Source organism: Mariniflexile soesokkakense (assembly GCF_039650365.1).
Taxonomy (GTDB): domain Bacteria; phylum Bacteroidota; class Bacteroidia; order Flavobacteriales; family Flavobacteriaceae; genus Mariniflexile; species Mariniflexile soesokkakense.
On sequence record NZ_JAZHYP010000005.1, the window covers coordinates 63,883 to 89,588 of the forward strand.

At 32.8% G+C, this 25,706-nt stretch carries 25 protein-coding genes and 1 riboswitch; of the genes, 14 read left to right on the plus strand and 11 right to left on the minus strand.

The genetic code is table 11. From position 1 onward, the window contains the following. Nucleotides 1-10 precede the first annotated feature (10 nt). Nucleotides 11-1,738: a recombinase family protein gene (locus tag VP395_RS11355; protein ID WP_346242129.1), complete on the minus strand. Its 1,728-nt coding sequence runs from the start codon at nt 1,736-1,738 to the stop codon at nt 11-13. Between the two features lie 72 nt (nt 1,739-1,810). Here VP395_RS11355 and VP395_RS11360 point away from each other — a divergent pair, with 72 nt between their 5' ends. Beyond that, nucleotides 1,811-2,458, plus strand: a complete 648-nt coding sequence (locus VP395_RS11360; protein ID WP_346242282.1) for an SIR2 family NAD-dependent protein deacylase — start codon at nt 1,811-1,813, stop codon at nt 2,456-2,458. Between the two features lie 129 nt (nt 2,459-2,587). Next, nucleotides 2,588-3,382 (plus strand): transglutaminase-like domain-containing protein, encoded by a 795-nt coding sequence (locus VP395_RS11365; RefSeq protein ID WP_346242130.1) that lies wholly within the window; start codon nt 2,588-2,590, stop codon nt 3,380-3,382. A 14-nt stretch (nt 3,383-3,396) separates the two neighbouring features. Here the strand turns inward: VP395_RS11365 and VP395_RS11370 are convergent, their stop codons facing one another. From VP395_RS11370 to VP395_RS11380, 3 genes are all read right to left on the minus strand, one after another. Further along, nucleotides 3,397-4,131 carry a DUF2490 domain-containing protein gene (locus VP395_RS11370; RefSeq protein ID WP_346242131.1) on the minus strand — a complete coding sequence of 245 codons (735 nt, stop codon included), beginning with the start codon at nt 4,129-4,131 and terminating at the stop codon, nt 3,397-3,399. Between the two features lie 155 nt (nt 4,132-4,286). Next, complete coding sequence (locus VP395_RS11375; protein WP_346242132.1) at nt 4,287-5,072, minus strand: hypothetical protein; 786 nt, start codon at nt 5,070-5,072, stop codon at nt 4,287-4,289. 285 nt (nt 5,073-5,357) lie between these two features. Beyond that, nucleotides 5,358-6,995 (minus strand): ABC-F family ATP-binding cassette domain-containing protein, encoded by a 1,638-nt coding sequence (locus VP395_RS11380; protein WP_346242133.1) that lies wholly within the window; start codon nt 6,993-6,995, stop codon nt 5,358-5,360. 129 nt (nt 6,996-7,124) lie between these two features. Between VP395_RS11380 and VP395_RS11385 the strand changes: the two genes are divergently transcribed. Then, entirely contained in the window at nt 7,125-7,571 is a 447-nt protein-coding gene (locus VP395_RS11385; RefSeq protein ID WP_346242134.1) for a KTSC domain-containing protein, read from the plus strand. An 18-nt stretch (nt 7,572-7,589) separates the two neighbouring features. On the opposite strand, the gene VP395_RS11390 is transcribed toward VP395_RS11385, so the two are convergent. Both VP395_RS11390 and VP395_RS11395 read right to left on the minus strand, forming a co-directional pair. Further along, complete coding sequence (locus VP395_RS11390) at nt 7,590-8,837, minus strand: glycosyltransferase (RefSeq protein WP_346242135.1); 1,248 nt, start codon at nt 8,835-8,837, stop codon at nt 7,590-7,592. 98 nt (nt 8,838-8,935) lie between these two features. Next, nucleotides 8,936-9,409, minus strand: coding sequence for a heme-binding domain-containing protein (locus VP395_RS11395; RefSeq protein WP_346242136.1), 474 nt, complete (start codon nt 9,407-9,409; stop codon nt 8,936-8,938). A gap of 40 nt (nt 9,410-9,449) precedes the next feature. Here VP395_RS11395 and VP395_RS11400 point away from each other — a divergent pair, with 40 nt between their 5' ends. The 3 genes from VP395_RS11400 (at nt 9,450) to VP395_RS11410 (ending at nt 11,823) form a co-directional block, all read left to right on the plus strand. Next, nucleotides 9,450-10,013, plus strand: a complete 564-nt coding sequence (locus tag VP395_RS11400; protein WP_346242137.1) for an adenylosuccinate lyase — start codon at nt 9,450-9,452, stop codon at nt 10,011-10,013. Between the two features lie 264 nt (nt 10,014-10,277). Then, nucleotides 10,278-11,621 (plus strand): adenylosuccinate lyase, encoded by a 1,344-nt coding sequence (gene purB, locus VP395_RS11405; RefSeq protein WP_346242138.1) that lies wholly within the window; start codon nt 10,278-10,280, stop codon nt 11,619-11,621. A 10-nt stretch (nt 11,622-11,631) separates the two neighbouring features. Further along, complete coding sequence (locus VP395_RS11410; protein WP_346242139.1) at nt 11,632-11,823, plus strand: hypothetical protein; 192 nt, start codon at nt 11,632-11,634, stop codon at nt 11,821-11,823. 51 nt (nt 11,824-11,874) lie between these two features. Here the strand turns inward: VP395_RS11410 and VP395_RS11415 are convergent, their stop codons facing one another. From VP395_RS11415 to VP395_RS11430, 4 genes are all read right to left on the minus strand, one after another. Next, nucleotides 11,875-12,417 (minus strand): DUF4252 domain-containing protein, encoded by a 543-nt coding sequence (locus VP395_RS11415; protein ID WP_346242140.1) that lies wholly within the window; start codon nt 12,415-12,417, stop codon nt 11,875-11,877. Between the two features lie 15 nt (nt 12,418-12,432). Beyond that, nucleotides 12,433-12,996 (minus strand): DUF4252 domain-containing protein, encoded by a 564-nt coding sequence (locus VP395_RS11420; RefSeq protein WP_346242141.1) that lies wholly within the window; start codon nt 12,994-12,996, stop codon nt 12,433-12,435. 74 nt (nt 12,997-13,070) lie between these two features. After that, nucleotides 13,071-13,571, minus strand: coding sequence for a hypothetical protein (locus VP395_RS11425; protein WP_346242142.1), 501 nt, complete (start codon nt 13,569-13,571; stop codon nt 13,071-13,073). Beyond that, nucleotides 13,558-14,067, minus strand: a complete 510-nt coding sequence (locus VP395_RS11430) for an RNA polymerase sigma factor (RefSeq protein ID WP_346242143.1) — start codon at nt 14,065-14,067, stop codon at nt 13,558-13,560. The genes VP395_RS11425 and VP395_RS11430 overlap by 14 nt, the downstream gene beginning before the upstream one ends. A 160-nt stretch (nt 14,068-14,227) precedes the next feature. On the opposite strand from VP395_RS11430, the gene VP395_RS11435 reads away from it, so the two are divergent. Next, nucleotides 14,228-15,715, plus strand: a complete 1,488-nt coding sequence (locus tag VP395_RS11435) for a S41 family peptidase (RefSeq protein ID WP_346242144.1) — start codon at nt 14,228-14,230, stop codon at nt 15,713-15,715. 38 nt (nt 15,716-15,753) lie between these two features. On the opposite strand, the gene VP395_RS11440 is transcribed toward VP395_RS11435, so the two are convergent. Beyond that, on the minus strand, nt 15,754-17,625 hold the full coding sequence (locus tag VP395_RS11440) for a TonB-dependent receptor plug domain-containing protein (RefSeq protein ID WP_346242145.1): 1,872 nt from the start codon (nt 17,623-17,625) through the stop codon (nt 15,754-15,756). 66 nt (nt 17,626-17,691) lie between these two features. Further along, nucleotides 17,692-17,967, minus strand: a riboswitch (cobalamin riboswitch). 68 nt (nt 17,968-18,035) lie between these two features. Here VP395_RS11440 and VP395_RS11445 point away from each other — a divergent pair. The 7 genes from VP395_RS11445 to VP395_RS11475 all read left to right on the plus strand — a co-directional run bounded on the left by VP395_RS11445 (nt 18,036) and on the right by VP395_RS11475 (nt 25,703). Further along, nucleotides 18,036-19,181: an ABC transporter substrate-binding protein gene (locus VP395_RS11445; RefSeq protein ID WP_346242146.1), complete on the plus strand. Its 1,146-nt coding sequence runs from the start codon at nt 18,036-18,038 to the stop codon at nt 19,179-19,181. Next, on the plus strand, nt 19,182-20,213 hold the full coding sequence (locus VP395_RS11450; RefSeq protein ID WP_346242147.1) for a FecCD family ABC transporter permease: 1,032 nt from the start codon (nt 19,182-19,184) through the stop codon (nt 20,211-20,213). Beyond that, nucleotides 20,214-21,008, plus strand: a complete 795-nt coding sequence (locus VP395_RS11455) for an ABC transporter ATP-binding protein (RefSeq protein WP_346242148.1) — start codon at nt 20,214-20,216, stop codon at nt 21,006-21,008. 147 nt (nt 21,009-21,155) lie between these two features. Further along, nucleotides 21,156-22,880, plus strand: coding sequence for a hypothetical protein (locus tag VP395_RS11460; RefSeq protein ID WP_346242149.1), 1,725 nt, complete (start codon nt 21,156-21,158; stop codon nt 22,878-22,880). 89 nt (nt 22,881-22,969) lie between these two features. Next, the gene (locus VP395_RS11465; RefSeq protein WP_346242150.1) at nt 22,970-24,286 is read left to right on the plus strand and encodes a DNA recombination protein RmuC; all 1,317 of its coding nucleotides are present in this window, start codon (nt 22,970-22,972) and stop codon (nt 24,284-24,286) included. 104 nt (nt 24,287-24,390) lie between these two features. Further along, nucleotides 24,391-25,002, plus strand: coding sequence for a transcriptional regulator (locus VP395_RS11470; protein ID WP_346242151.1), 612 nt, complete (start codon nt 24,391-24,393; stop codon nt 25,000-25,002). Further along, entirely contained in the window at nt 24,999-25,703 is a 705-nt protein-coding gene (locus VP395_RS11475) for a DUF3307 domain-containing protein (protein WP_346242152.1), read from the plus strand. Before VP395_RS11470 ends, VP395_RS11475 begins: the two co-directional genes overlap by 4 nt. Nucleotides 25,704-25,706: the final 3 nt, after the last annotated feature.

Sequence of the window (25,706 nt, forward strand, 5' to 3'; positions counted from 1 at the left end):
GTTAATAGTTTTATAAAACATATTTTTGTAATTTCTTTTGAGCTTTTTCAATAGCAACATCCCTATGCTTATTATATCTGGCTTGGTTTACCCATTGTATTTTTCTTTTTTGTGCATCTACAAGGTGTAGTGTTAAGCTATCCATCAAATAAATTTCGTCATCTATAGGCAACCTGTAACTAATTACTATTTCATATATTTTACTTTCTGGAATCCACTTTACAAGTATATTTTTGATATACTTTCTTATAGTTTTCTGCTTTTCTTCAAACGGTAAATTTAACGCCAAATAACCTTTAAAAATAGTATTGGCTAAATTCTTCATTAAATCAGGGTGTGTATCTTCAAACGGGTAGTCTATTTGCGAGTGAGCAAGATTTGTGAGTTCATCTATTTCTTCTAAAATATTTGTATCTCCTTTTAGTGATTTTAAGCTTTCTTCAATATTAGACTTCTTTATCTTAATGTCGTTAGTCTTATCATCTAATCTTTTAGTTTGTCTTAGATACTTGTCTTTTGTATAAATACCGTCCGCTAATAAATCTTCTATTCTAATTTGATTAGTTTCAATTTTTTGTAGTTCAGATTCAAGGTTATTTATTCTACTCTGAAGTTCTTCCCTTTTTTGAGAATTACTACCAGAGAACGATTCTTTAACTGTATCATACAGTTTACCATAAACTAAGTGAGTTATTATAGCATCAAGCACCCTAATAGGCATATATTTTGAGTTACATCGCTTTTCTTTGTACCTTTTACCAGCACAGCCATAATAATTTTCTAGCTTGTTAGAACGCCCATTTAAAGATTGTCCACATCCACATTGTAGTAACGGTGTAAGTAAGTATTTATGTTCAGTACTTTTGCCCCTTAAAGAACCTTTATTTCTATTAATATAACTTTTGTTTGCCTTTTCCCATTTTATTGGGTCTATTATAATTGGAGCATCAAAAAATTCCTCTCCCCAACGCCTTTGCCCTTTATAGATTGGATTCCTTAGATACTGTAATATAGTTCCGTTGGTCCAAACAGAATCTGATTTTTTATATACTCTGGTTTCGTTTCTTTCTTTGTGAATGATTTTATTTGTTCCACCTATCTTATTATACCTAGTAGGTATTTTATTATCTATAAGCCAGTTTCTTATTTGGGTAGAAGTCTTACCGTCTATAAAATCGTCAAATATCTTTATTATTATTTTGGACTCTTCTTTGTCTATTTTTAGGTAGTTGTTTTCATCTTTAGCATACCCATAGGGTAGAACGGCTCCGTTTACCTTACCATTTTTAGCTTTAGAACGCAAAGTATCTTTAATCTTCATTGAAGTTAAATCGACAAAAAATTCGTCTGTAGCTGATAAGATGTTATGTAGAAGCTTGGCGTGTGGGTCGTTCCAATCGTACCTGCCTGCTTTAAAATATAATTCTATATTTTTTCTTTTTATTATCGTCAAAAACTGCCCTTTAGTTTCGTCGTTCCTATATAATCTACTTGTGTCATAAGCGAATACAGCTTTGATGCTAGAACCCTTTACGCTAATTTTTTGTAGCATATCGATCATTATAGGTCTATCCTTCAAATCTAATTTACCCGAACTAGTTTGTTCTATAAATAATACTGGTTCTAATCCAAGTTCCTTTGCAAGTTTCTTGCCTTGAAGTTCCTGTTCTTCAATAGAAGATGAGTCCCTATCCTTATTCTCCTGTGATTTACGGCAGTATATCGCTAATTGCTCCATATACTAAAATTTAGTTTAGGTAAAGATAGTTAAATTAAAATTTTGTTTTACACAAATTATTATACTGCAGGCATGAGTGCCGAAAGTGGATTAAAAACCTTTAGAGATGCCGATGGCTTATGGGAAGGTCATGACGTTATGGAAGTAGCCTCCCCAGAAGGTTTTGATGCTAACCCCGAACTGGTTTTAGATTTTTACAACCAACGACGCAGGCAATTATTCGAAGTAGAACCCAATGAGGCTCATTTTGATTTAGCAGCACTTGAAACCCAATTTAAAGTAAGCATCATCACCCAAAATGTAGATGATTTACACGAGCGTGCCGGAAGCAGCAACGTCATTCATTTACATGGTGAATTACTAAAATCGAGAAACATTTTAGATGCCTTTACTTTTTTTGATTGTAAAACAGATATCAAATTAGGCGATACTTGCCCAAACGGATACCAATTACGTCCGCACATAGTTTGGTTTGGTGAAGAAGTACCTATGATTAAAGAGGCTAAAAAAATATGCCAAACAGCCGACTTTTTACTAATTATTGGCACCTCTATGCAAGTATATCCCGCTGCGGGTTTACGCCATTATGTACCAATAAACTCTCCAACTTATTTTATTGACCCTAAACCAACTATAACAAGCAATTACAATTTAACGGTTATCAGTGAAAATGCAACAATTGGAATGAAAAGGGTTGTGGAATTATTAAAAACCCAATAAACAGGCATTCATTTTTTATTATGTATTTTAATACACGTTGAAACATTCAAAACTATTTAAATAACAAAATTTATCTAATAAATCAGTTAATTTTGAATAGGTATTTACTTATTAAAAATACAATAACATATGTGGTTACGAATTGGTTGCGACTTATTATTTGAAATAGAAGTTCCTACGCCTTTTATACTCATGCTCCGCCCCAGGAGCGGTTCACAACAATGGGTGGCTCGCGATGAATTTAAAATAAAACCAAACGTGCCGGTTGTTGAATTTACCGATGATTACGGAAACCTGTGCCAACGTCTTGTAGCACCTCCTGGAAACTTTTCTATAAAAACCAACGCCGATGTTAAAACTTCTGAGTTTGTTGATGTAGAACCGGGTGCTCCTTTTGTGGAAATTCAAAACTTACCACACGACGTACTTAGCTATTTATTACCAAGTCGCTATTGCGAATCTGACAGATTTAGCGATTTAGCAATGACCATTACAGCAAACTATTTACCGGGCTACAACCAAGTAGCCGCCATTGAAACTTGGTTGCTAGATACCATTAGTTATATTCCTGGAAGTAGCGACTACCCTATTTCGGCTATTGAGGTTAATTACAAACAATCTGGGGTTTGCAGAGATTTAGCTCATTTGGGTATTGCTTTATGCCGAAACCTTAGCATTCCTGCGCGCATGGTAGTAGGTTATTTGTATAAATTAGAACCTATGGATATGCATGCATGGTTTGAAGCTTATGTTGGCGGACGTTGGTACACGTTTGATGCTACCCAAAACAGACGAAAAGGTGGTTATGTAGCTATTGGTTTCGGACATGATGCTGCCGATGTGGCAGTATTTAATCAATTTGGACCATCGGTTTATCCAACAAAACAAGTGGTTAGTGTGGAGCTAATTGAGGAAAAAAATTAAAAACACACTAAAATTTAAGCATGTAGTTTTGATTTTTTAAAATTCACATTATGATGAATAGTGAACCGAAAAATGTTTCTATTATAAAAATCTACACCTGTTGGTCTTTGCTGAAATGAATTAAAATAGCCCAATTCTAATCCCATAGCTTTTGTTGGCATATATTGAACACTGCCTCCTACTCGGTTTTGATCAAATACATTATTTACAATTTTACTTCCAACGTTTAAAAAAATTTCATCAAATACTTTTAAAGTTACAGTTTCAACAACATTGTATTGTAATTCCAACCTATAACGTGCTCTTAAATTATTAAATTCAAAGGAGCCATCTGGTTGCTCAAAAAATCTAAAATCTGTCCAATATCTATGCTCTAAAGCAAGTTTATTTGTTAGTGCTTGCTTATTATAAACTTCAAATTGAGGGGTTAACTCTGTAATATTATGATAGTTTTTAACTTCTGGATTAGCAGGTAACGATTGCTCTATAATAGTAAGCCCAACCGCTGCTTTCCAACGGTTATTAAAAGTTCGCTCTAAACGAGTTCTAGCTAAAAATTGATGCTGTCTCCATGGCGACACAAAATTACGTTCGTCAAATTCTTGTGTTATTTGATAAGAGTCGCTTAATTTTAATCTAAGATTATAACGCAACCATAACAACTGCTGGTTTTCTATATTTTTTTGAGCACACACTTCTGATGAAGCCAAGAAAAGAAACAGAATACTTAGTACTATATATTTAAACATTATTATCTAATTATTTTTACAAATATATTAATCTCTATTAAACATATAGGTTTGGTATATATTTAATAACAGCTATAATTGTTTAAAAATGAATCTTTTACTTCTTTAAATCTATCTGTTTTAAATTTGAATATTTTTTAAGAGCAAACAAAAAATTATTTATTATACTCATAAGTTGTTGTAACTGTACCAAAAACAGTAGCAGCAGGGTAATCTATATTGTAATCATATTTACTTTCAAAAGGAAAATCAAATTCATTGTAAATATGGGAATAATTCGTCTCAAGTCTATTCCCTACTCCATATCGGCAATCTGTCCAACCTAATAAGTATTTTGGATACACTAAGTCATTTGGATTGTATTTGTTATCAAACTTCGTTTCATTTTCAATGGCATTTTCATTATTACTTTCAAGTTTCATAAAATTTCCATATTTATTCAAAACTACAGAATATAAAATATCCCTAATAAAACCTCCGCTTGTTTTAGTTTCATCAGTTATTTGAGTTCTTAGAATTTTATTCTTATCATATTTACAAACAACTTTATATTCTTCCCATGGTCTTTTGTTAGATATATCTTTATATCGTTGAGTATATTCTCCTAATTGTCCTGAATCATTATAAGAAAAAATGGTTTCATGTTCATAATAACAACTAGCACTGATTACTTTATGCTCATAGGTTTTAATTGAGTTTATTTTATCATCTTTATAATAAAACTGCAAATCATATTCCGCCCATGTAGGACGCTTTATTTCACCACCTTTACTACCATCTGAATTAACTTCATAATATTTTTCAATCCAAAACCTTTTTATATTGCTTATAGTATTATTTTCATTATATGTAAAATTTATTTCTGTAGTTTTAATTTCAATGTATTTATAATCTCCATTCAACTCTCTGTAAATTTTATTGTATTCCTCAATAACTTTCACTAATTGTAAATCATCAGGATAACTTTTTACATAGTTTAACGGAATAAACTCATTTTTATCATTTGCTAAACTGTGTCATTTGTATCTGAACAAGAAAAAAGCATAATAAAAATTAGGAAGACAAAACTAAAATTTTTCATAGTATACATAAGTTGATTAATCTATATTAACTATTTTAATACTAAATCAATTTATTGTTAAGCATCAATGCTTTTCTAATTTTATTACTTTAAAAAAACTGAATAATAATATGTCCTTTTTCTGATAAAAACAAATATTAAACTCTTATTTTCTCAAATCAATCTGCTTTAAATTCTCTATTCTGTTTCTAACTAAGAAATCGTCAATAGTTTCAAAATGTTCTATAACACGTTGGTCTTTAAATTCGAATACTTTTTGAGACAAACCTTGAAGAAAATCTCGGTCATGCGAAACTAGAATCAAGGTGCCATCAAAATTCTTTAAAGCTTCCTTTAAAACATCTTTCGATTTTAAATCTAAATGGTTGGTAGGCTCATCCAGAATCAACAAATTAACAGGTTCTAAAAGCAGTTTTACCATTGCTAATCGGGTTTTTTCACCACCAGAAAGCACACTTACTTTTTTATCAATATCATCGCCTTTAAACATAAAACCACCTAAAATAGTTTTAATTTGGGTACGAATATCGCCTTCCGCAACTTCATCTACAGTTTGAAAAATGGTTAAATTTTCATCTAACAAAGAGGCTTGATTTTGTGCAAAATAGCCAACCTTCACGTTATGACCTAAAGCACATTTACCTTCAAAATCTATTTCACCTAAAATAGATTTAATCATGGTTGATTTTCCTTCACCATTTCTACCAACAAACGATACTTTCTCACCACGAGAAATAGACATGTTGGCATCTTTAAAAACCACATGACCATCATACGATTTTGATAAATCTTTCACCGTTACAGGATAATCGCCCGAACGTGGTGCTGGTGGAAAACGTAATTTTAAAGCCGATGTATCTACTTCATCAATTTCAATAATTTCCAATTTTTCCAACATACGCTCGCGGGAAGTTACTTGGTTGGTTTTAGAATAGGTTCCTTTAAAACGCTCTATAAACAACATATTGTCGGCAATAAATTTTTGCTGTTCTTGGTAAGCTTTTACCTGGTGTGCGCGCCTATCTTCACGTAATTGTAAATAATGTGAATAGTTTGCTTTATAATCGTAAATACGCCCCATAGTGACTTCAATGGTACGATTGGTAATATTATCGATAAACGCTTTATCATGCGAAATAACCATAACCGCTTTGGCTTTATTCAACAAAAAATCCTCCAACCAAATAACCGATTCGATATCGATGTGGTTGGTAGGCTCATCCAATAAAATTAAGTCGGGTTTTTGCAATAAAATTTTAGCCAACTCAATACGCATGCGGTAACCACCACTAAACTCACTAGTTAATCGGGTGAAATCGTCACGTTTAAATCCTAAACCACCTAAAGCCTTTTCAACCTCTGCATCGTAATTTACATCTTCTAAAGCATAATACTTTTCGCCTAGATCGGACACCTGCTCAATGATTTTCATGTAATCATCAGACTCATAATCGGTTCTGGTTTCCAATTCTTTGTTTAAACGTGCCATTTCATCGCGCATCACAAAAACATGTTCAAAAGCTTTAGAGGCTTCTTCAAAAACAGTGCAATTATCTTCAGTTAACAAATGCTGAGGTAAATAAGCAATAACCACATCTTTTGGAAAACGCACATGCCCACGAGACGCTTTTTGTTCACCTGCAATAATTTTCATCATGGTCGATTTTCCCGCACCATTTTTACCCATGAGGGCAATTTTATCATTTTCATTTATAGTAAAAGAAACCTCACTAAATAAGGCAGTTCCGCCAAATTCTACCGCTAAATTATCAACTGAAATCATAGTAAATTTTTAAAGTTGCAAAGCTATAAAAAAGCCGCATAGTAAAAAGAAATATTATAATAATGAAAACAGTTGTTATTCAATGTATTAAAATGAGTATCTTCGCGCCTTATTTAGAAAAATCACCTTATGAAGCGTATTAACGAGTACAAAAAATTGTTCAGTGTTGAGAATGACATGACACTTAAACAACTAAAAACCACTTATAGAAACTTAGTAAAAGAGTGGCATCCTGATAAGTTTCAAGCAGGTGATGAAAAAGCTATTGAAGCCGAATTAATGAGCAGAAAAATTATTGACGGCTATCATTTTTTAGTGAGTATTGCTCCTGAAACCAAAGCGGCTAATTTAGAGGAGTACAACGAAACTATAAACAGCCCGATTGTAGATTGGCAACATAAAGGGTTGCTTTTAGAAGTGACTTTTTTAGATGGCAACACCTATGAATATTTTGGTGTAAATAAGGCCTTATATATTAAGCTTTGTCAATCTGACAAATTAACGCGTTTTGCAAAACGTAATATTTTCAACTCATTTACTTACAGAAAAATTAAGAAGCAAGAAGTTGAGGCTTGAGTTTAGACACATAAACTACTAGAATTTTAGATTATTAGAATTCTTTTCCTCAATCCATTTACTCATAAATTTGGTGCTTTGCATCGCGTGATGTTGTAACATATTGCCTGTGAAGTTGTTTAGGCGTTTGCTGTGAAGCTGTTGAATTGTTTCATCAACAATTGAAGCTAATTCTTGTTGAAATTCTGCTTTATTAAAACGATTGTTGAATATTTGAAATCCATTTAATTGTTTTTCTTTCCAAAGGTTTTCATCTAGATATAGTTGAACAACTTTGTTTGCAAAAGCGTCTGGTTCATCTTCAATAAAACCGTTAACATCCAAATTACCAAACATCCCTTCTGCTCCAATTGAAGTTGTTATACATGGTGTTCCGTTTTGCATCGCATCTACTAATTTACCTTTTAAACCAGCACCAAAACGAATGGGAGCTAAACATACTTTTGCTTGTTGCATTACTTCGTTAACATCATCAGCAAATCCTTTTATTAAGAAACCTTCTTTTTCGTTATGAAGCTGATTTACTTTTTGCGAAGCATAGGCACCATAAATATGTAATTCGGCAATAGGAAGCTGTTTTCTAATCAATGGCCAAATGGTTTCTTTTAAATACAGAACCGCATTATAATTGGGTTCGTGCAGAAAATTACCAATGGTTATAAAATGTTGGCGGTCTTCAAATTTTGAAAGCTTTTGAATGTTTTCTTCTGAAATTTCATCTAAAAGAAATGGTAAATAGACTAACAAATCATCAGAAACTTTAAAGTCATTTTTAAGAATCTCCATTTCAGCTTCAGAAATAATCAAGCTCAAATCACTTCTATAAATACTGGCTATTTCTCGCTTGGCTGTGTCGTTGTATAAATAGGATAAATCAAACGGCTTTCCATCTTTAAAAGCTTGGTGTCTGCCTTTTCGTAGGCAATGTAAATCTTCCGTATCTAAAATCCTTAAAGCATCTGGACATTGTTCGGCAATACGCCAACCAAATTGTTCTTCCATCATAAAGCGGTCGAACAAAACAATATTCGGATTTAGTTCTTTTACAAACCCATCAAAACTGGAATGGTTTAACTCGATAGCAACTTGCACTACACCAATACTTTCCAAATCGAAGGCATTATCACTTTTAGCGCACGGACTAGCAAACGTTATTTGATAGTTTTGAGTTTGAAAAAACCGCATCAATTGCATCATACGGCCACCTGCCGCAGAACTTTTGGGCTCTGGCCATACAAAACCAATAATAAGGAGTTCCTTAGCCACTAATGCACGAATGTTTTATTTTGAATATGTGATTCTCTATACATGATTTCACCCTGAACCTCATTTAAAGCACTGCTGAAGGATAGGATGGGGCTTCTTTACTCAGGTTTTTGCATTAAACTATATGTAAAACGTACTTGTTTTGCCCAATCTACTACTGAAGCTATTTGTGCATCGGTAAGTTTCGCTTCGGTGTGCGTCCAAGTATAAGATTCCAATGGCATTTCTTTATCTTCTACCATTTCTATTAATTCCTCAAATTTATGGTCTTTACGTTTTACCGAATTACCTTCCCAATTTGAAAAATTAAAATGTTTTTTTCCATCTTTTACATGACCTGCTAACCAATAATTTACAGGTGTAATGTTGTTGTACCACAGGTATCTGGTTACATCGCTATGGCAATCGTAACAGGTTTCTTTCAAAATAAGTTTTACGTCTTCTGGCGGATTGGTTTCAGTTAAAAAAGCATCAATAGAGGCTAAATCACCTTCGTTTTTTTCTGGTCCAAAAAATTGTGCAATGACCAATACGATTAGTAAGAATAAGAAGATTTTTTTTATTATTTTCATGTCGGTTTAAATTAAAGGTTTAAAAATAGTAAATTAATATATGAGTTTAGAAGAATTTTATGATGAATTGAATTATGTAGATGCTTCTCGGGAAAACCGTTTAAAATATGCCCAAATGATTTTAAACGATATGAGCTTATTTCCAAAACTGATTGATGTAATGTTTCGGGTTGATGACAAAATATCGTGTCGCGCTTCCTGGGTTTTTGAATTTGTTTGCGACCATTATGTTTATGCCATTGTACCTTATTTGGATACTTTTTGTAACCATATAAAAAAAGTCCATTTAGATTCTGCAGTGCGCCCTGTGGCTAAGGTTTGTAGTTTTATAGCACAGGAATACAACTCTAAACAACCCAATACTATAAAAAAAGTATTGAAACCAAAACATACTGAATTGATGATTGAAGCTTGCTTTGATTGGTTAATTGGCGACCAAAAAATTGCGGCCAAAGCGTATGCTATGGACACTTTATTTCTTTTAGGCAAAGACTACCCTTGGGTACACCCGGAATTAGTACAAATTTTAGAACAAGACTTTCAAACGCAAAGTGCCGGTTATAAAGTGAGGGCAAAACGGATACTTAAAAAAATAAAAAACTGATATTCATTTATAATTATACATAGCTGGTAGGTGCGTTAGGAATTGTAGTGAAAAGCCCGCAGTGACGCAGGAACGAGGAATTGTAACCCTTCGTCTACGCTCAGGGCAAACTCCAAGCCCAACCCTTCCGATAATTATCGGGAAGGGTAACTCCCAATTAATTGTTTTTTTTTGTTTTCTATTAAACTTCAAAAATCGTGAATCAAAATCGTAAATCGTAAATCAAAAACGTATCTTTGCAACTTCAAAAAAACCAAACAACACATGCAATTATCACCTTTAAATGCCATCTCACCAATTGATGGACGCTATAGAAGTAAAGTAAACGAATTAGCCCCTTTTTTCTCTGAAGAGGCTTTAATAAAATATCGTGTTCTGGTTGAAGTAGAATATTTTATCGCGCTTTGCGAAATTCCATTACCTCAACTTAAAGATGTTAATTCTAATATTTTTGATGATTTAAGAGCGATTTACAAAAATTTCAGTAGTGATGATGCGTTAGCAATAAAAAAGATTGAAAGCGTTACAAACCACGATGTTAAAGCGGTTGAATATTTTATAAAAGAAAAATTTGACAAGCTAAGCTTGACTAAATATAAAGAATTTATCCACTTTGGATTAACCTCTCAAGATATTAATAATACGGCGATTCCGCTAAGTATTAAAGAAGCTATTAATGATGTCTATGTACCTGAATACACAATTGTTTTAAATAAATTAAAAGCTTTATCTAAAGATTGGGCAAGCGTTTCTATGCTGGCAAGAACGCATGGGCAACCGGCTTCCCCTACCCGACTTGGGAAAGAAATTGAAGTGTTTGTGGTTAGGTTGCAAGAGCAATTCAATTTACTTAATGACATACCGAGTGCTGCCAAATTTGGTGGTGCTACTGGAAATTTTAACGCACACCATGTGGCATATCCAAACATTGACTGGAAAGCTTTTGGCGGTAAATTTGTTCAGGAGAAATTAGGGTTGCACCATTCGTTTCCAACGACGCAAATTGAACATTACGACCATATGGCTGGGTTGTTTGATACTTTAAAACGTATTAACACGATTATAATTGATTTAAACCGTGATATTTGGACCTATGTATCAATGGATTATTTCAAACAAAAAATTAAAGCCGGCGAAGTAGGAAGTTCTGCGATGCCACACAAAGTAAACCCTATTGATTTTGAAAACAGTGAAGGTAATTTAGGAATTGCCAATGCAGTTTTTGAACATTTATCGGCAAAACTTCCGTTATCTAGATTGCAACGCGATTTAACTGACAGTACCGTTTTAAGAAATGTAGGTGTTCCTTTTGGGCACACATTAATTGGCTTTAAATCAACTTTAAAAGGGTTGGATAAATTATTGTTAAATGAAGCTAAGTTTGCTGAAGACTTAGAAAACAATTGGGCCGTGGTTGCTGAAGCGATTCAAACAATTTTACGCCGTGAAGCATACCCAAATCCGTATGAAGCTTTAAAAGGTTTAACACGTACCAATGAAAAAATAAATAAAGATTCCATTTCTAATTTTATTGATACTTTAGAGATATCTAACACAATAAAAGACGAATTAAAACGTATTACACCTAGTAATTATACAGGAATTTAAAACTTAAGCCATGTTAAACGACAGACAATCATTAATACTTTGCGGCATAGTAGTTGGAGGTATTTTTGTGTCTGGAATATTAGAGGTTTTAGATAATTACATAGTTAAAACCGTATTAACTATCATTTTTTTAGTGATTTTAACCAACTTTTTCATTGTACATTCTAAATCTAAAAAGGAAGAACAAAACGACTTAAAATAAAAAAGGTTTGCCAAAAATTTGGCAAACCTTTTTACTATTAACAAACTATCTTTATTTAAAAAAGTTCATAATGTCTTGAACTTGCGCTTCCTCTACATTAGCACTTTGTAAAATACTAACTAAAGTTACCATTTTATCTGGGCTCATATCGTCCCCTAGTACCCGAACAATTCCAAAGCCCATTTCTTTCGAAGTTCCAAAAACAACTACTTCATCGGCCTCTTCATCTGTTCCAATATATTTCACAACAACTTTATTTCCTCTATCGCTAAATTCCACAAGGTCGTTATACTTTTTATTGCTCAAAATAGTTTTAACTTTTGCTAATTCTACTTTCAGTGATTCATCGTTAATTTCATTGGCTTTAAAACCTAAAAAATTCAAACGTTTTACGGAATTATAAGCTTCCTTTTGTTCATTATTGAATTTAGATTCATCAATTTTCAACATAGATATTGGCACATCTTGCGTTATAAAATCTTTAGACTCTTGATGGTCTACAAAATAACGCTGCAAACTAGCCCCATCAGTACAACTCACCAATATGAAGGATGTAGATAAAACTATTAGGATATGGTTTATTGTCCGGTTCATGATTGATACGTATTGCTATTTCTTTTTCTTTTTATCTAAATGATTTCCGCCAGGGATATTCATTTTCTCGGTTAACTTAGAAATTTCATTTAAATTTATGTCTCCTGTAAGCGACACGATAACTGTTTCAAAACGTCGCTGTTGCCCGTTCACATCAACACTTTCTTTCATGACTTTATTGATGCCATTTACAAAAATTAATAACTCCTTTACATGGTTTGAGTCTTTGCCTTCTTTTACATAGAATTTCACTTCTGCACCATCATCTTTAACTTCCATTAATTCTTCTAAAGAACCAGAACGCGATTTAACCCATTTACTAATATCGGCCGAAATGGTTTTATTATCGGTAACAATGGTTCTAAAACTAGTGATGCTTTTCACCATATCCATATAAGCTTTTGCCTCTGGTTCATCAACATTAATCCCCATTTTTGCAATCATTTGAAACATTTTAGGTTTAATGGACACATAGGTAACATCGGAATTATCATTATATTTTTCAAAAATATCCTGAGCCATTCCAGAAAGAGGCAATAACATGATTGCCATTACGAATACTATTATTGTTTTTTTCATTTTATTAATTTTTAGTTGATTTGATTTATGTATTTGTTCGTTTTTGATACTGAAACAAGTTCAGCACAGGTTGATTACTTTTTAAAAATGATACTTGTGGCGCTTTCAATTTCATTCAAATAACCAAGAGTTTCAGTGCCTTTGTTTACTTCTTCAAGGTAGTTTACTGTAGAGATTCCTTTATTAAAATGATTTGAAATCATTACTAACTGCTTTGTGACTTCATTAAGCGCATCTTCAGGGTTATTGTAAGTACCATAGGCATATTCTTCATAAGAAGAAACAGCTGGTTCTTTAAAATAAACTCCCAAGATAAGAACAACTACTGCTGCTACAGCAATCCATTTATAGATAAATACCTTTTTACCTCGATAGCTATCGAAATTTAATGGAAGGGGTTTAGTAAATTGTTCTTGTTTACTTACTGAAAAATAAGTGAACATGGGCTTGTACATTTCTAAATGTGGCGCTACAGTTTCTTGCGAAAAATAGTTTTTTAACTGTTCCTCTTCTTTAAGAGACGTTTCTCCATTTTCATATTTTTCTAATAACTTTTCTATACTATTTAATACCATAATTATGTGTATTAGTTAATTTTTCTCTTATTGTTTTTCTGGCTCTAGACAAGGTTACGCGTACTGCTGTGTTGTTCATATCTAACATTTTTGCAATCTCGTCTAGGTCATATTCCTCTATATCTCGTAATTGAATGACTAATTTTTGTTGTTCGGGCAACTCTTCAATAATTTTCGACACCCAGTTAATACTATCGTTTAATTCAACCTGCTTTTGTAAAGATGCATTTCCATCTTGGTAATTATTATGCACAATTTTTAAATTTTGCGCTTGTTTCGATTTTAATTTATCAAAACAAAAATTCTTTGTCATGGTCATTGAAAACGCTTCAATATTCTTGTAATCTTCAATTTTTGTTTTATTGTTCCACAACTTCATCAAAACCTCTTGTGTAGCATCTTCTGCTTCCTCGGTAGATACTAGTAATCGTTTTGCTAAACGAAATACTTTATCCTTAAAAGGCATCACAATATTTAAAAACTCGTTTTGAGTCATTTTTTGGTTTGCATTAGTTGGTTAAAATAACTTTGTTTGGGCTATTTGATATTACGACGACCGTTAATCTAATTTGTTACAAATATTTTTTAATTATATAATAATGTAAGTAAATTTAGAGTTTTAAAGACTAACACCTAAAAATAATAAACACAGGTTGATGAAATTTACAAAAGCCCTAATCCTAATATTTACAGTTTCCTTTATAACCACAAGTTGTTTTAAAGACGATGACGACAATCAAATTTCCGCAAGTTCAATTAACGATTTCGTTTGGAAAGGTATGAATACATTTTACCTATACAAAAACAACATTCCTAATCTTGCTAATGATAGGTTTACATCAAACATAACGTATGTAGATTATTTAAACAGCCATTCCAGTCCTGAAGATTTGTTTGAAAGTCTCATTCATCAGCGTGAAACCGTAGACAAATACAGTTGGATAGTTGATGATTATATTGCTTTAGAACAATTGTTCAGCGGTGTTTCCACCAGTAACGGTATGGAATTTAAGTTATTCTTAGAGCCTAATAGCTCAACCAAAGTTATTGGTATTGTTCGTTTAGTTTTAGCAAATAGTGATGCCGAAAATAAAGGGTTAAAGCGTGGTGACGTTTTTAACGCCATTAATGGAACACCTTTAACCACCAATAATTATAGTCGTTTATTAGCCTCAAACTCATACAAAATAAATTTAGCGACTTACAACACTAATAATACCTCTGAAACAAGTGATGATACCGTGGCGTCTAAAAATGAATCTATTACACTTAACAAGTTACAGTATTCTGAAAATCCCATTTACAAAACTAAAGTCATAACTGTAAAAGGCGAAAATGTTGGTTACTTAATGTACAATGGTTTTACTGCCAATTATGATTCTCAACTTAACGCCGCTTTTGCAAATTTTAAAGCCAACAATGTTAAGCATCTTATTTTAGATTTAAGATACAACCCGGGGGGGGCTGTCAATTCAGCTATTTTATTATCAAGCATGATAACAGGACAATTTAATGGTGAAATTTTTAGTACCGAAGCATGGAATACTGAATTTCAAACTTTCTTTGAAAACCAAAATCCAGAATTATTAATTAACCGTTTTACAAACAACAATAAAGGCACTGCTTTAAATAGTTTGAATCTTCAAAAAGTATATATATTGGCAACAGATGCCTCTGCCTCTGCAAGCGAATTGGTAATAAACAGTCTAGACCCTTATATTAACGTTATCCATATTGGAGATTTCACAACGGGAAAATACCAAGCGTCTACTACCTTATATGATTCGGATGATTTTGGACGTGAAGGAGCCAATCCTAACCATGCCTACGCGATGCAGCCACTTATTTTTAAATCGTTGAACAAAGTAGGTAATACCGATTACGATAATGGACTAACCCCAGACATTCAAATTAAAGAAAGCTATACAAATTTAGGCGTTTTAGGTGATGAAAACGAAACACTTTTAGCAGCTGCTTTAGCCAACATTGAAGGCTCTATTATTAAATTAGAAACCATAAAATCTAAATCTAAACCATTTTTAAAATCAATTAAAGATAGTAATAGTTTTGAACCCTTTAATAATGAGATGCATGTTGAGAAAAAACTTCCGACGGATTTAAAAAGAAGAAATTTCAATGAATAAAAACAAAGCCCGATTAAATTTTAATCGGGCTTTTACTTTTATAAATTGATATTCAATCCTAAGCTTACATTTCTCCCTTTTGTTGTAAAACCAATAATTTCTGTATAATCTTCATTTAAAAGATTAGTGATGCCCGCAAAAAGCTTCAACTTATTTTTTATTAATTTCTGACTAAAATAAAGATCTATTAACGAATACGATTTTAATTTTGTATTTTGATACGTTGAAAAATCGGTATCCAATCGCTCACCAACAAATTGATAATTTACAGAAGCAAACAATTTATTCGAGAAGCTATACCCCAAACCAGCATTTACTTTATGCTTAGGTAAACGTAAACGCGTCCCTTCTTTTAACTCTGTAAACGTATAGTTTGCATTAAAAAACAAATCGTCTATAATTTTAATTTCGGCTTCAACTTCAACACCATGTACTGTGGCATCTGTTGTTGCATTTTCATAACCTGTAGTATAAATAATTGTGTTCTCTTCGTTTCTATTAAAATACAATCCGTTTACACGAAACCCCTTTTTATTTGAGAATTCTAAACCACCTTCAATAGTTCTATTATCTTCTGGTTCTAAATTTGGGTTTGCACCAAAGTAACCAAATAATTGCGATAAGTTAGGTGCAATAAATGATGTAGCGTAAGAACCTAAAAGCTTCAAATATCCCGCATCAACAGGAACACTGTACGACGGATTTAAACTGTAAACCAAGTGCGAACCATACTCACTATGGTTGTTTAAACGCATTCCTGCATTCAAATTCAAACCAAAATCTGATACATATACCATATTTAAGTAAGGATCGGTATTCGAGTAACTTTCATTGGTGGCAAATAAACTTTTATAATCCGCATGATTCACACCAACAATAGTGTAAAAATCTTCATTAAAAACATATTTATTAAAGGCATCAACCACATAGCTTTCGGCTTCATTGGTGGTTGAAAAACTAGAAATGGTTTCTCTGTCAATCTTAGAATACGCTGCATTAACCTGAAAACTACCGTTGTTGTATGTAAATTTAGGTGCTATTGCAAATCTGGTTTGGTTGGAATAATACGCATCAAAAGTATCTCCAGGCGCATATGTTGGTGGAGGAAACCCATCAATATCGGTTTTTAATTTATCATAACTTGCAAATGCAGTCATTTCAAAAGCATCGCTAAATTGGTAGCCCAATTTTAAATTGGTATTATATCTTGAAAAGGCATCTTTTTCAGCATTTTCTAGGTTTGCAGCAGATAAACCATCAACATATCTATTTCCAAAACTTGCTAAGTAGTTAAATTTATCAACACTTCCGTTTACAGACACACTATTTGTAAAGCTAGAACCATAATAATTCAAATCGTCTTGAGATTGATTCGTTCCAACCACCGTTAAAAAATTAGCAGCTACTTTTTCTTTTGAAGATTTTTTTGTTGTAATACTTATAACTGCTGTAGCTGCGGCATTCCCGTATAAGGTGCTGGCAGCCCCTTTTATAATTTCAATAGATTCAATGGTGTTTAAATCTAACAAACGTAAATCAAACTCATTTGAAACTAGCGATGGGTCATTTACTTGTATGCCATCAATAAGCACCAACACTTGGCGGTTATTTCCACCACGAACATAATAGCCTAAATTTTGGCCCTCTGCACTTCGGCTTCCATTAATTTCAATACCACTTTTGGTATTTATTAATTCTGAAATACTTCTTCCTTGGTTGTTTTCAATTTCATTTTTCGAAATTTTAATAACTGTTTTTCCTGAATGTTCACGCTTTAAATCAAAACGTGAGTCGGTAACAACAACTTCATCAAGTTGCTCCACCGTAGTTGAGTCGATTTGCTGTTGCGCAAAACCAACCATTGACATACTAAAACATAGTACACCAAAAACATTTGTTTTTTTGTTCATTTTAATGAATAATTACTCGAGAATCGCATGGACTACATACGCAAACTTTTATCCCGAAAGTTTAACTTATTTGTTTTGAAAATGGCAGGTCTCCTGACTTGCGTCTTCATGTTGGTCTTCCCAAAGAATAAATCTTCAGTGACTAGAAGTTTTACATGAAGCTTGATAGCCTACAGTTGCGGGAACAGCTCTGGAATTAATGATTTTTGAATTACGATTTACTGATTTTCAGTTAAATGTTGAAAATCGTAAATCTACAGTCGTAAATCTAAAATCATTGCACCAGATTCCCTTTTAATTCATCTACTTGAAATAGATAAAACCAAATTTCGCTGCAAAAATAAACATTTTGTCTAATGATTTATTCAAAAGATTAAATAATCTTACTTTTGAAAAAATAAAATCATCCATTGAAAAAAATAATCCTATTCTTTCTAATTACATGTTTAACAGCTTGTAAAAATGAACAAGCAAAACAATTAACTGAGGCTTTTAGTGGAGAACCATTGCAATTAAAATACGCCAAGGGTTTTACGGTTAAAGATTATGGTACTTATAAAATTTTAGAAATAATAAGTCCGTGGCCAAAAGCATATAAAAGTTATCACTTTGCACTTTTGAATAAAAATTATGATGTTGAGTTTTGGTACACAGAAAAATCTCGTTTTGATGCCATTATTGAAATTCCTATTAAAAAAATAGTAGTAACAAGCACCACTCACATTCCAGCTTTAGAATTATTGAACGTGGAGCAAACACTGGTTGGTTTTCCGGGAACCGATTATATTTCTTCTGAAAAAACCAGAAATAGAATTGATAACGGATTGGTGAGAGAATTAGGAAAAAACGAAGGTATCAATACAGAAGTGTTATTAGAATTAAAGCCAGACGTGGTGATTGGTTTTGGAATTGATGGCAATAACAGAACTTTTGAAACCATTAAAAAATCAGGTATTCCTGTTATTTTTAATGGCGATTGGGTTGAAGAATCCCCTTTAGCAAAAGCAGAATGGATTAAGTTTTTTGGTGTTTTATTTAATAAAGAAAAAGAAGCTGATTCTATATTCAATGCTATTGAAAAAGACTATTTAGAAGCCAAAACATTAGCAAAAAACGCAAAAACAAAACCGAGTATTTTAAGTGGTGCCATGCATAACGATGTTTGGTTTTTACCAAATGGCACCAGTACCGAAGCGAAACTTTTAAAAGATGCCAACACCAATTATTTATGGAGCGATTCAGAAGGAACGGGAAGTTTATCGCTTAACTTTGAAACCGTTTTCTCCAAAGCTAAAGAGGCCGATATTTGGATAAGTCCTTCAAATTACGAGAACAAAGAAGCATTGAAAAAGGCCAATTCACACCATGCCATGTTTAATGCCTTTCAAAATAACAACATTTATTCTTCCATAAACACAAAAGGAAAATCTGGTGGTATTTTGTATTTTGAATTGGGCACTACCCGACCCGATTTGGTTTTAAAAGACCTTATTAAAATTTGTCACCCACAACTCCTAAAAAATTATCATCTTTACTTTTTTAAAAAATTAGAATAATTGCCAAACTCAAAAACATACAGCCTCTCCTTTTTAGTATTATTTCTTATAGTCATACTTTGCTTTTTAACAAACATAAGTTTGGGCTCTATTTATATTCCGCTTAAAGACGTTTTCAATAGTCTAATAGGTATCGCCACTGAACAAGAAACCTGGCAACACATCATTCAAAATTACAGATTACCAAAAGCTTTAACTGCTATTTTAGTAGGTTCTGGTTTGGGCATTTCTGGACTTTTAATGCAAACCTTATTTCGAAATCCGTTAGCGGGCCCTTTTGTTTTAGGTATTAGTTCGGGTGCTAGTTTAGGGGTTGCTTTAATTATATTGGGTTCATCTGTATTTGGAGGGGTGTTTATGGCTTTTTTAATTTCAAAATGGAGCATTGTAATTGCTGCTAGTTTAGGTAGTTTCTTGGTATTATTAGCCGTTTTGATGGTATCCATAAAAGTACGCGATACCATGGCGATACTTATTATAGGGCTTATGTTTGCTAGTATAACAGCGGCTATTGTAAGTGTACTTTCCTATTTTGGTTCAGCGCAACAATTGCAACAATATATTTTCTGGGGCTTTGGAAGTTTAGGTAATCTATCTTGGGATGAATTATTGATATTCTTTATAATTTACAGTCTTGGAATCATTATTAGTTTAGGCTCGGTAAAATCGTTAAACACCTTGCTTTTAGGTGAAAATTACGCCAAAAGTTTAGGCTTGGATATTAAAAGAAGTCGCTTAGCCATTATCATCTCCACCAGTTTATTAGCTGGAACCATAACCGCTTTTGCAGGACCTATTGCATTTATTGGGTTAGCTATACCTCATTTAACACGTCAAGTTTTCAATACCTCAAACCATAAAATATTATTACCTGCCGTATTTTTAATTGGTGCGATTGTTATGCTTATTTGCGACACTATTGCACAAGTACCCAATAGCGATTACACATTGCCTATTAACGCCATAACTTCTTTAGTGGGTGCGCCTGTAGTTATTTGGTTATTGGTAAGAAAACGTAAAATGATATTTTAAATGGAAAACACAAATCAGCATATCATTTTAAAAACCAAAAATTTATCTATTGGGTATGCTTCAAAAAAAGAGCGTAATATTGTGGCTTCAAATATTAACATTGAATTACACAAAGGTGAATTAGTTGGTTTAGTTGGAGGTAATGGTATTGGAAAATCGACTCTTTTACGAACACTTACCAATGTTCAAGATGCTTTAAGTGGTGAGGTTTATATAGCTAAAAGAAACATAAAACAATTTGCTGCACTCGATTTAGCAAAAGTGATGAGTTTGGTTTTAACCGAACAAATGATGTCAAAAAATTTATCGGTTTTCGAATTAGTAGCTTTGGGCAGGCAACCCTATACCAACTGGGTGGGTAGTTTATCTGAAAATGATATAACGCGCATAAACATCGCCTTAACCCAAACCAATATAACCGATTTAAAACACAAAAGGTGCTTCGAATTAAGTGATGGCCAATTACAGAAAGTGATGATTTCGCGTGCTTTAGCTCAAGATACCAACTTGATTATTTTAGATGAACCTACGACCCATCTAGATATGTACCATAAAGCCTATATTTTAAAACTGCTTCAAAAATTGGCTAAAGAAACCGGAAAAACCATTCTGTTTTCATCACACGAAATAGATTTAGCTATTCAACTTTGCGACACCATGATTGTGATGTCTAAAGATTCTGTGGTGACTGACACACCTTGCAACCTCATTTCAAATGGAACATTCAAATCATTATTCCCTAAAGATTTAATTGCCTTTGATGAGAAAACGGGAAGTTTTCGAGTGAAGAAATAAAATTATTTTCTTAACCTCCTAAAATTCACTACATTTATAATAGGTTATTCCTTAATAACCAACCTAATAGAGAGATTTACCAGTCTGCTTATTACAATTGGTTGCTATTAAACATGTTTCATCTTTACTAAAATTATTTCAGAAATTATGAAAACTAAATTAACCCTTTTATTTACTTCTGTTATTCTGGCTACTGCCATTTTGCATAAAACAAGAAGCACAGACACTTTCGACTATTCTAAAAGAATTGGGGCTAACTCAATGAGTTGTACCGTCACTAAATTTTTGCTTAAAAATGTTGATACGACAAAACAAATTGCTCCTTTATTTGAAAACTTGGGAAATCACACATACACAGTAAGTACAAAAAACAAATTAGCGCAGCAGTTTTTTAACCAAGGGTTACGACTAACTTATGCTTTCAATCATGCCGAAGCCCATCGATCGTTTATGGAAGCGTCACGATTAGACCCTAAGTGCGCCATGGCTTATTGGGGGCAAGCATATGTTTTAGGCCCTAATATTAATGATCCCTTACCCGATGATGAACGTAAAAACAAATATAATGAGGCTATTGCTAAAGCTATGAAGCTCATCAATGAATCAACTCCAAAAGAACAAGCACTCATTGAGGCATTAACACATAGATACTCAAAAGACTTAGAGGAAGATGTTGCCAATTTAAATATGGCTTATATGGAATCGATGGCAAAAGTTGCTAAAAAATATTCTGAAGATTCTGATATTCTCACACTATATGCTGATGCCGTTATGAATACCGTCCCTTGGAATTATTGGACCAAAGACGGGAAACCATCTCCAAGCATTCCTGATGCAAAAGCAGCCCTTGAAAAAGCAATGAAATTAGACCCCAATAATCCTGGTGCTCATCATTATTATATCCATATGGTTGAACTGCCATACCCCCACTTAGGAGTTCCCAGTGCTGAAAAACTAGGTACTTTAATGCCTGCTGCAGGTCATATTGTGCATATGCCATCTCATATTTACATTAGAGTTGGCAGATACCAAGATGCCGTAAGGGTTAATCAAGAAGCTATTCTAGCAGATGAGGATTATATTTCTCAATGCTTTTCTCAAGGCATGTATCCGTTAGGTTATTACCCCCACAACATCCATTTTCTTTGGTCTGCTTCAAGCCTTTTAGGAAATAGTCAGCTAGCAATTGATGCTGCAAAAAAAACATCAGAAAAAGTTCCAGTAGGTGAAATGAAAGAACTTCATTTTTTACAAAATTTTGCTTCTACGCCTCTTCTGGCATATACACGATTTGGAAAATGGAACGATATCCTTACCTACCCAAAACCAAATGATAACATTAAGCATTTAAAACTTATTTGGCATTATGCGAGAGGCATCGCATTCATCAGAAAGAATAATATTAAAGAAGCTAAAGAAGAACTTGAGGCAATTAGTGAAGTTGTTAAAGACCCTGAGATGGAAACCATCATAGCCACCGGGTTTGATTCCGGAACTATTATCGCAAAATTAGCTTATGAAGTTGTTTCTGGGGAATTGGCCGGATTAGAAGGGAATTATAATTTAGCAATTGAACACTTAAGAAAAGCAGTTGTTTTAGAAGATGGGCTAATATATAACGAACCTGCTGCATGGCATATCCCTACCAGACAAAACTTGGGAGCAATGCTTATGAAAGCTAAAAAATATGAAGAAGCTGAAAAGATATACAATGAAGATTTGCATGTTCTAAGACAAAATGGATGGTCCTTAACTGGGTTATATAAAAGTCTAAAATCGCAAGGTAAAATGGAAGAAGCTAAAAAAATAAAACAAGAATTTAATCAAGCTTGGAGCAATGCTGATATAAAAATTGATTCATCTATTTTTTAAATTAACTTGAAAAAAATAGATTTCTGACAATGTCATTCTTCGTTCATCCGACTAAAAAAATTATCTTTGGTCAAACATATTTTTTTTAAATGAACGACAACCTGATCCTAATTCTTGCCATTCTTATCTCTGGAGGCATAGGTGCTTATATTGGCATGACCATCACCAAACTAAAAAGTAAAAGCGAACAAAGCACTTTAGAAGAGCGCCAAAGTCAATTAAACACAACTATTAGTGAACTGAAACAAAACATCGATAAAGTTGAAAGAGAACGTGAAGATATTCGTCGTGAAAAAGAATTTTTAAATTCTGAATTAACTCGTAGGAATACCGAATACGAAAACCTGCAACATTTAAGTTCCAAACGTGACCAAGAAATAGAAGAGCGCCAAGAACAACTTCGTAAAGATTTTGAGTTGTTGGCCAATAAAATTTTAGAAGAGAAATCTGAAAAATTCACCACTAAAAACAAAGAAAACTTAAACGCCATTCTAAAACCGCTTCAAGATAAAATCAAAACCTTTGAAGACAAAGTCGATTTAACCCAAAAAGAAAGCATTAGTATGCATTCGGCTTTAAAAGAGCAGTTGTTAGGTTTAAAAGACCTCAACCAACAAATGACCAAAGAAGCCACCAACTTAACCAGAGCCTTAAAAGGTGACAGTAAAATGCAAGGGAATTGGGGCGAATTGGTTTTAGAACGTGTGCTAGAAAAATCGGGGTTAGAAAAAGATAGAGAATATTTTGTACAGCAAAGTTTTACTTTAGAAAATGGTTCTCGAGTTTTACCCGATGTGGTTTTACATCTTCCCGATGGCAAAAAAATGATTATCGATTCTAAAGTATCTTTAACAGATTATGAGCGCTTAGTAAATGCCGATGATGATGACAAAACGCTATTTTTAAAAGCACACGTAAACTCAATTAAAAGACACGTTGACCAATTATCAGAAAAAAACTATCAAGATTTATACGATATTGAATCGCCCGATTTTGTTTTAATGTTCATCCCTATTGAACCTGCCTTTGCTGTAGTTGTAAACGAAGACAATAGTATTTACAACAAAGCCTTCGAGAAAAATATTGTTATAGTAACACCTTCTACCCTTTTAGCAACTTTACGCACTATTGACAGTATGTGGAACAATGAAAAGCAACAACAAAACGCTGTTGAAATTGCTAGACAAGCAGGTGCGCTATACGATAAATTTGAGGGCTTGGTATCTGATTTAACTGGTGTTGGTAAAAAAATTGATGCAGCTAAAAGCGATTATTCTGCCGCTATGAACAAGCTGGTTGATGGCAAAGGAAATTTAATTTCGAGTGTAGAACGCCTTAAAAAAATGGGAGCTAAAGCTAAAAAAGCGTTACCAGAAGCCATTATTAAGCGTGCAGAAGAAGATTAACATCTTATCACATATCACTTATTTAAGTGATAAACTTGTTTATCACCCAATTAAGTGATATATTTGTTTATCATGTAATTAGATGATATATAAATTCTAACTGAATGACAAGTGTTATAACAGGAGATATTATAAACTCCAGAAAACAAAAAGACCCCGAAGTATGGATAAACACCTTAAAAAAGGTATTGTCTTATTTAAGTCCTGAAACCTCGTTTTGGGAACTATACAGAGGCGACAGTTTTCAAATAGAAATAAGCGATTATCCTACTAGTTTTATAGCTGCTTTATACATAAAAGCCGCTATTAAAATGATTAAAGGTTTAGATGTTAGATTAGCAATTGGTATTGGCAATAAAACCTTTGAAGGAAACGATGTTACAGAATCTAATGGTGATGCGTTTGTATTTTCGGGTGAAGTTTTAGAAACTTTAAAAAAGGAAAAACAGAATTTGCGTATTAAAACCGATAACCGTGAAATTAACAAAGAGTTAAATTTATATTTTAAATTAGCATTAATTACGATGGACACTTGGAGTGTTAATTCCGCTGAAATTGTAAAACTAAGCATTGAAAACCCCAATGCATTACAAAGCGAATTAGGAAAACTGATAGGCATTAACCAAAACGCCATTAGCAACCGCCAAAAACGGGCTCATTTAGAAGAAATTTTAGAGTTAAACCAAATGTATAAACATAAAATAAGTTCATTATGATGGTTTTGATAAAGCTTTTATTAGCACATATTATTGGTGATTTTTTTCTTCAACCTAAAAAATGGGTTAAAGAAAAAGAGAAGAAAAAACTAAAATCAAAAAAACTTTATCTGCATGTTTTAATTCATGTTATTTTAACCAGCATTTTCCTTTGGGATATTTCCCTATGGCCCATAATTCTAACCATAGGTATTACACATTTAATTATTGATGCTACAAAGCTTTTAATTCAAAAGAAAAAAACAAAACGCTTGTTGTTTTTTGTTGACCAATTACTTCATATTTCAGTTATTTATTTTAGCTATTATTTGTTTACTGAGAACACCTTCAACTTAAGTTTTTATATTACCGAAAACAACTTATTACTAGTAACGTGTTTGCTATTCTTAACAATTCCTACCTCTATAATTATGAAAACCATTTTTTTTAAATGGAATATTTCAGAACTTACTAAAAATAACAAGTCACTAGAGGATGCAGGGAAATATATTGGTATTTTAGAGCGTATTTTAGTGTTTATTTTCATAATAGTAGGACACTGGGAAGCTGTTGGTTTTTTAATTACAGCTAAATCTGTTTTTAGATTTGGTGATTTAAGAAAGTCTAAACACAGGCAACTCACAGAATACATTTTAATAGGAACTTTAATAAGTTTTGGAATTGCTATAATAACAGGAATTATCTACTCGACTTTAACTTAATAC

Bases quoted from the DNA above. Each gene is read 5' to 3' on its own strand.
- VP395_RS11415 (WP_346242140.1), bottom strand. From the start codon at position 12,417: ATGAACCGGACAATAAACCATATCCTAATAGTTTTATCTACATCCTTC.
- VP395_RS11475 (WP_346242152.1), top strand. From the start codon at position 24,999: ATGATGGTTTTGATAAAGCTTTTATTAGCACATATTATTGGTGATTTT.
- VP395_RS11420 (WP_346242141.1), bottom strand. From the start codon at position 12,996: ATGAAAAAAACAATAATAGTATTCGTAATGGCAATCATGTTATTGCCT.
- VP395_RS11465 (WP_346242150.1), top strand. From the start codon at position 22,970: ATGAACGACAACCTGATCCTAATTCTTGCCATTCTTATCTCTGGAGGC.
- VP395_RS11355 (WP_346242129.1), bottom strand. From the start codon at position 1,738: ATGGAGCAATTAGCGATATACTGCCGTAAATCACAGGAGAATAAGGAT.
- VP395_RS11400 (WP_346242137.1), top strand. From the start codon at position 9,450: ATGAGTTTAGAAGAATTTTATGATGAATTGAATTATGTAGATGCTTCT.
- VP395_RS11470 (WP_346242151.1), top strand. From the start codon at position 24,391: ATGACAAGTGTTATAACAGGAGATATTATAAACTCCAGAAAACAAAAA.
- VP395_RS11395 (WP_346242136.1), bottom strand. From the start codon at position 9,409: ATGAAAATAATAAAAAAAATCTTCTTATTCTTACTAATCGTATTGGTC.
- VP395_RS11425 (WP_346242142.1), bottom strand. From the start codon at position 13,571: ATGGTATTAAATAGTATAGAAAAGTTATTAGAAAAATATGAAAATGGA.
- VP395_RS11455 (WP_346242148.1), top strand. From the start codon at position 20,214: ATGGAAAACACAAATCAGCATATCATTTTAAAAACCAAAAATTTATCT.
- VP395_RS11410 (WP_346242139.1), top strand. From the start codon at position 11,632: ATGTTAAACGACAGACAATCATTAATACTTTGCGGCATAGTAGTTGGA.
- VP395_RS11360 (WP_346242282.1), top strand. From the start codon at position 1,811: ATGAGTGCCGAAAGTGGATTAAAAACCTTTAGAGATGCCGATGGCTTA.
- VP395_RS11440 (WP_346242145.1), bottom strand. From the start codon at position 17,625: ATGAACAAAAAAACAAATGTTTTTGGTGTACTATGTTTTAGTATGTCA.
- purB (WP_346242138.1), top strand. From the start codon at position 10,278: ATGCAATTATCACCTTTAAATGCCATCTCACCAATTGATGGACGCTAT.
- VP395_RS11365 (WP_346242130.1), top strand. From the start codon at position 2,588: ATGTGGTTACGAATTGGTTGCGACTTATTATTTGAAATAGAAGTTCCT.
- VP395_RS11430 (WP_346242143.1), bottom strand. From the start codon at position 14,067: ATGACTCAAAACGAGTTTTTAAATATTGTGATGCCTTTTAAGGATAAA.
- VP395_RS11435 (WP_346242144.1), top strand. From the start codon at position 14,228: ATGAAATTTACAAAAGCCCTAATCCTAATATTTACAGTTTCCTTTATA.
- VP395_RS11370 (WP_346242131.1), bottom strand. From the start codon at position 4,131: ATGTTTAAATATATAGTACTAAGTATTCTGTTTCTTTTCTTGGCTTCA.
- VP395_RS11385 (WP_346242134.1), top strand. From the start codon at position 7,125: ATGAAGCGTATTAACGAGTACAAAAAATTGTTCAGTGTTGAGAATGAC.
- VP395_RS11380 (WP_346242133.1), bottom strand. From the start codon at position 6,995: ATGATTTCAGTTGATAATTTAGCGGTAGAATTTGGCGGAACTGCCTTA.
- VP395_RS11460 (WP_346242149.1), top strand. From the start codon at position 21,156: ATGAAAACTAAATTAACCCTTTTATTTACTTCTGTTATTCTGGCTACT.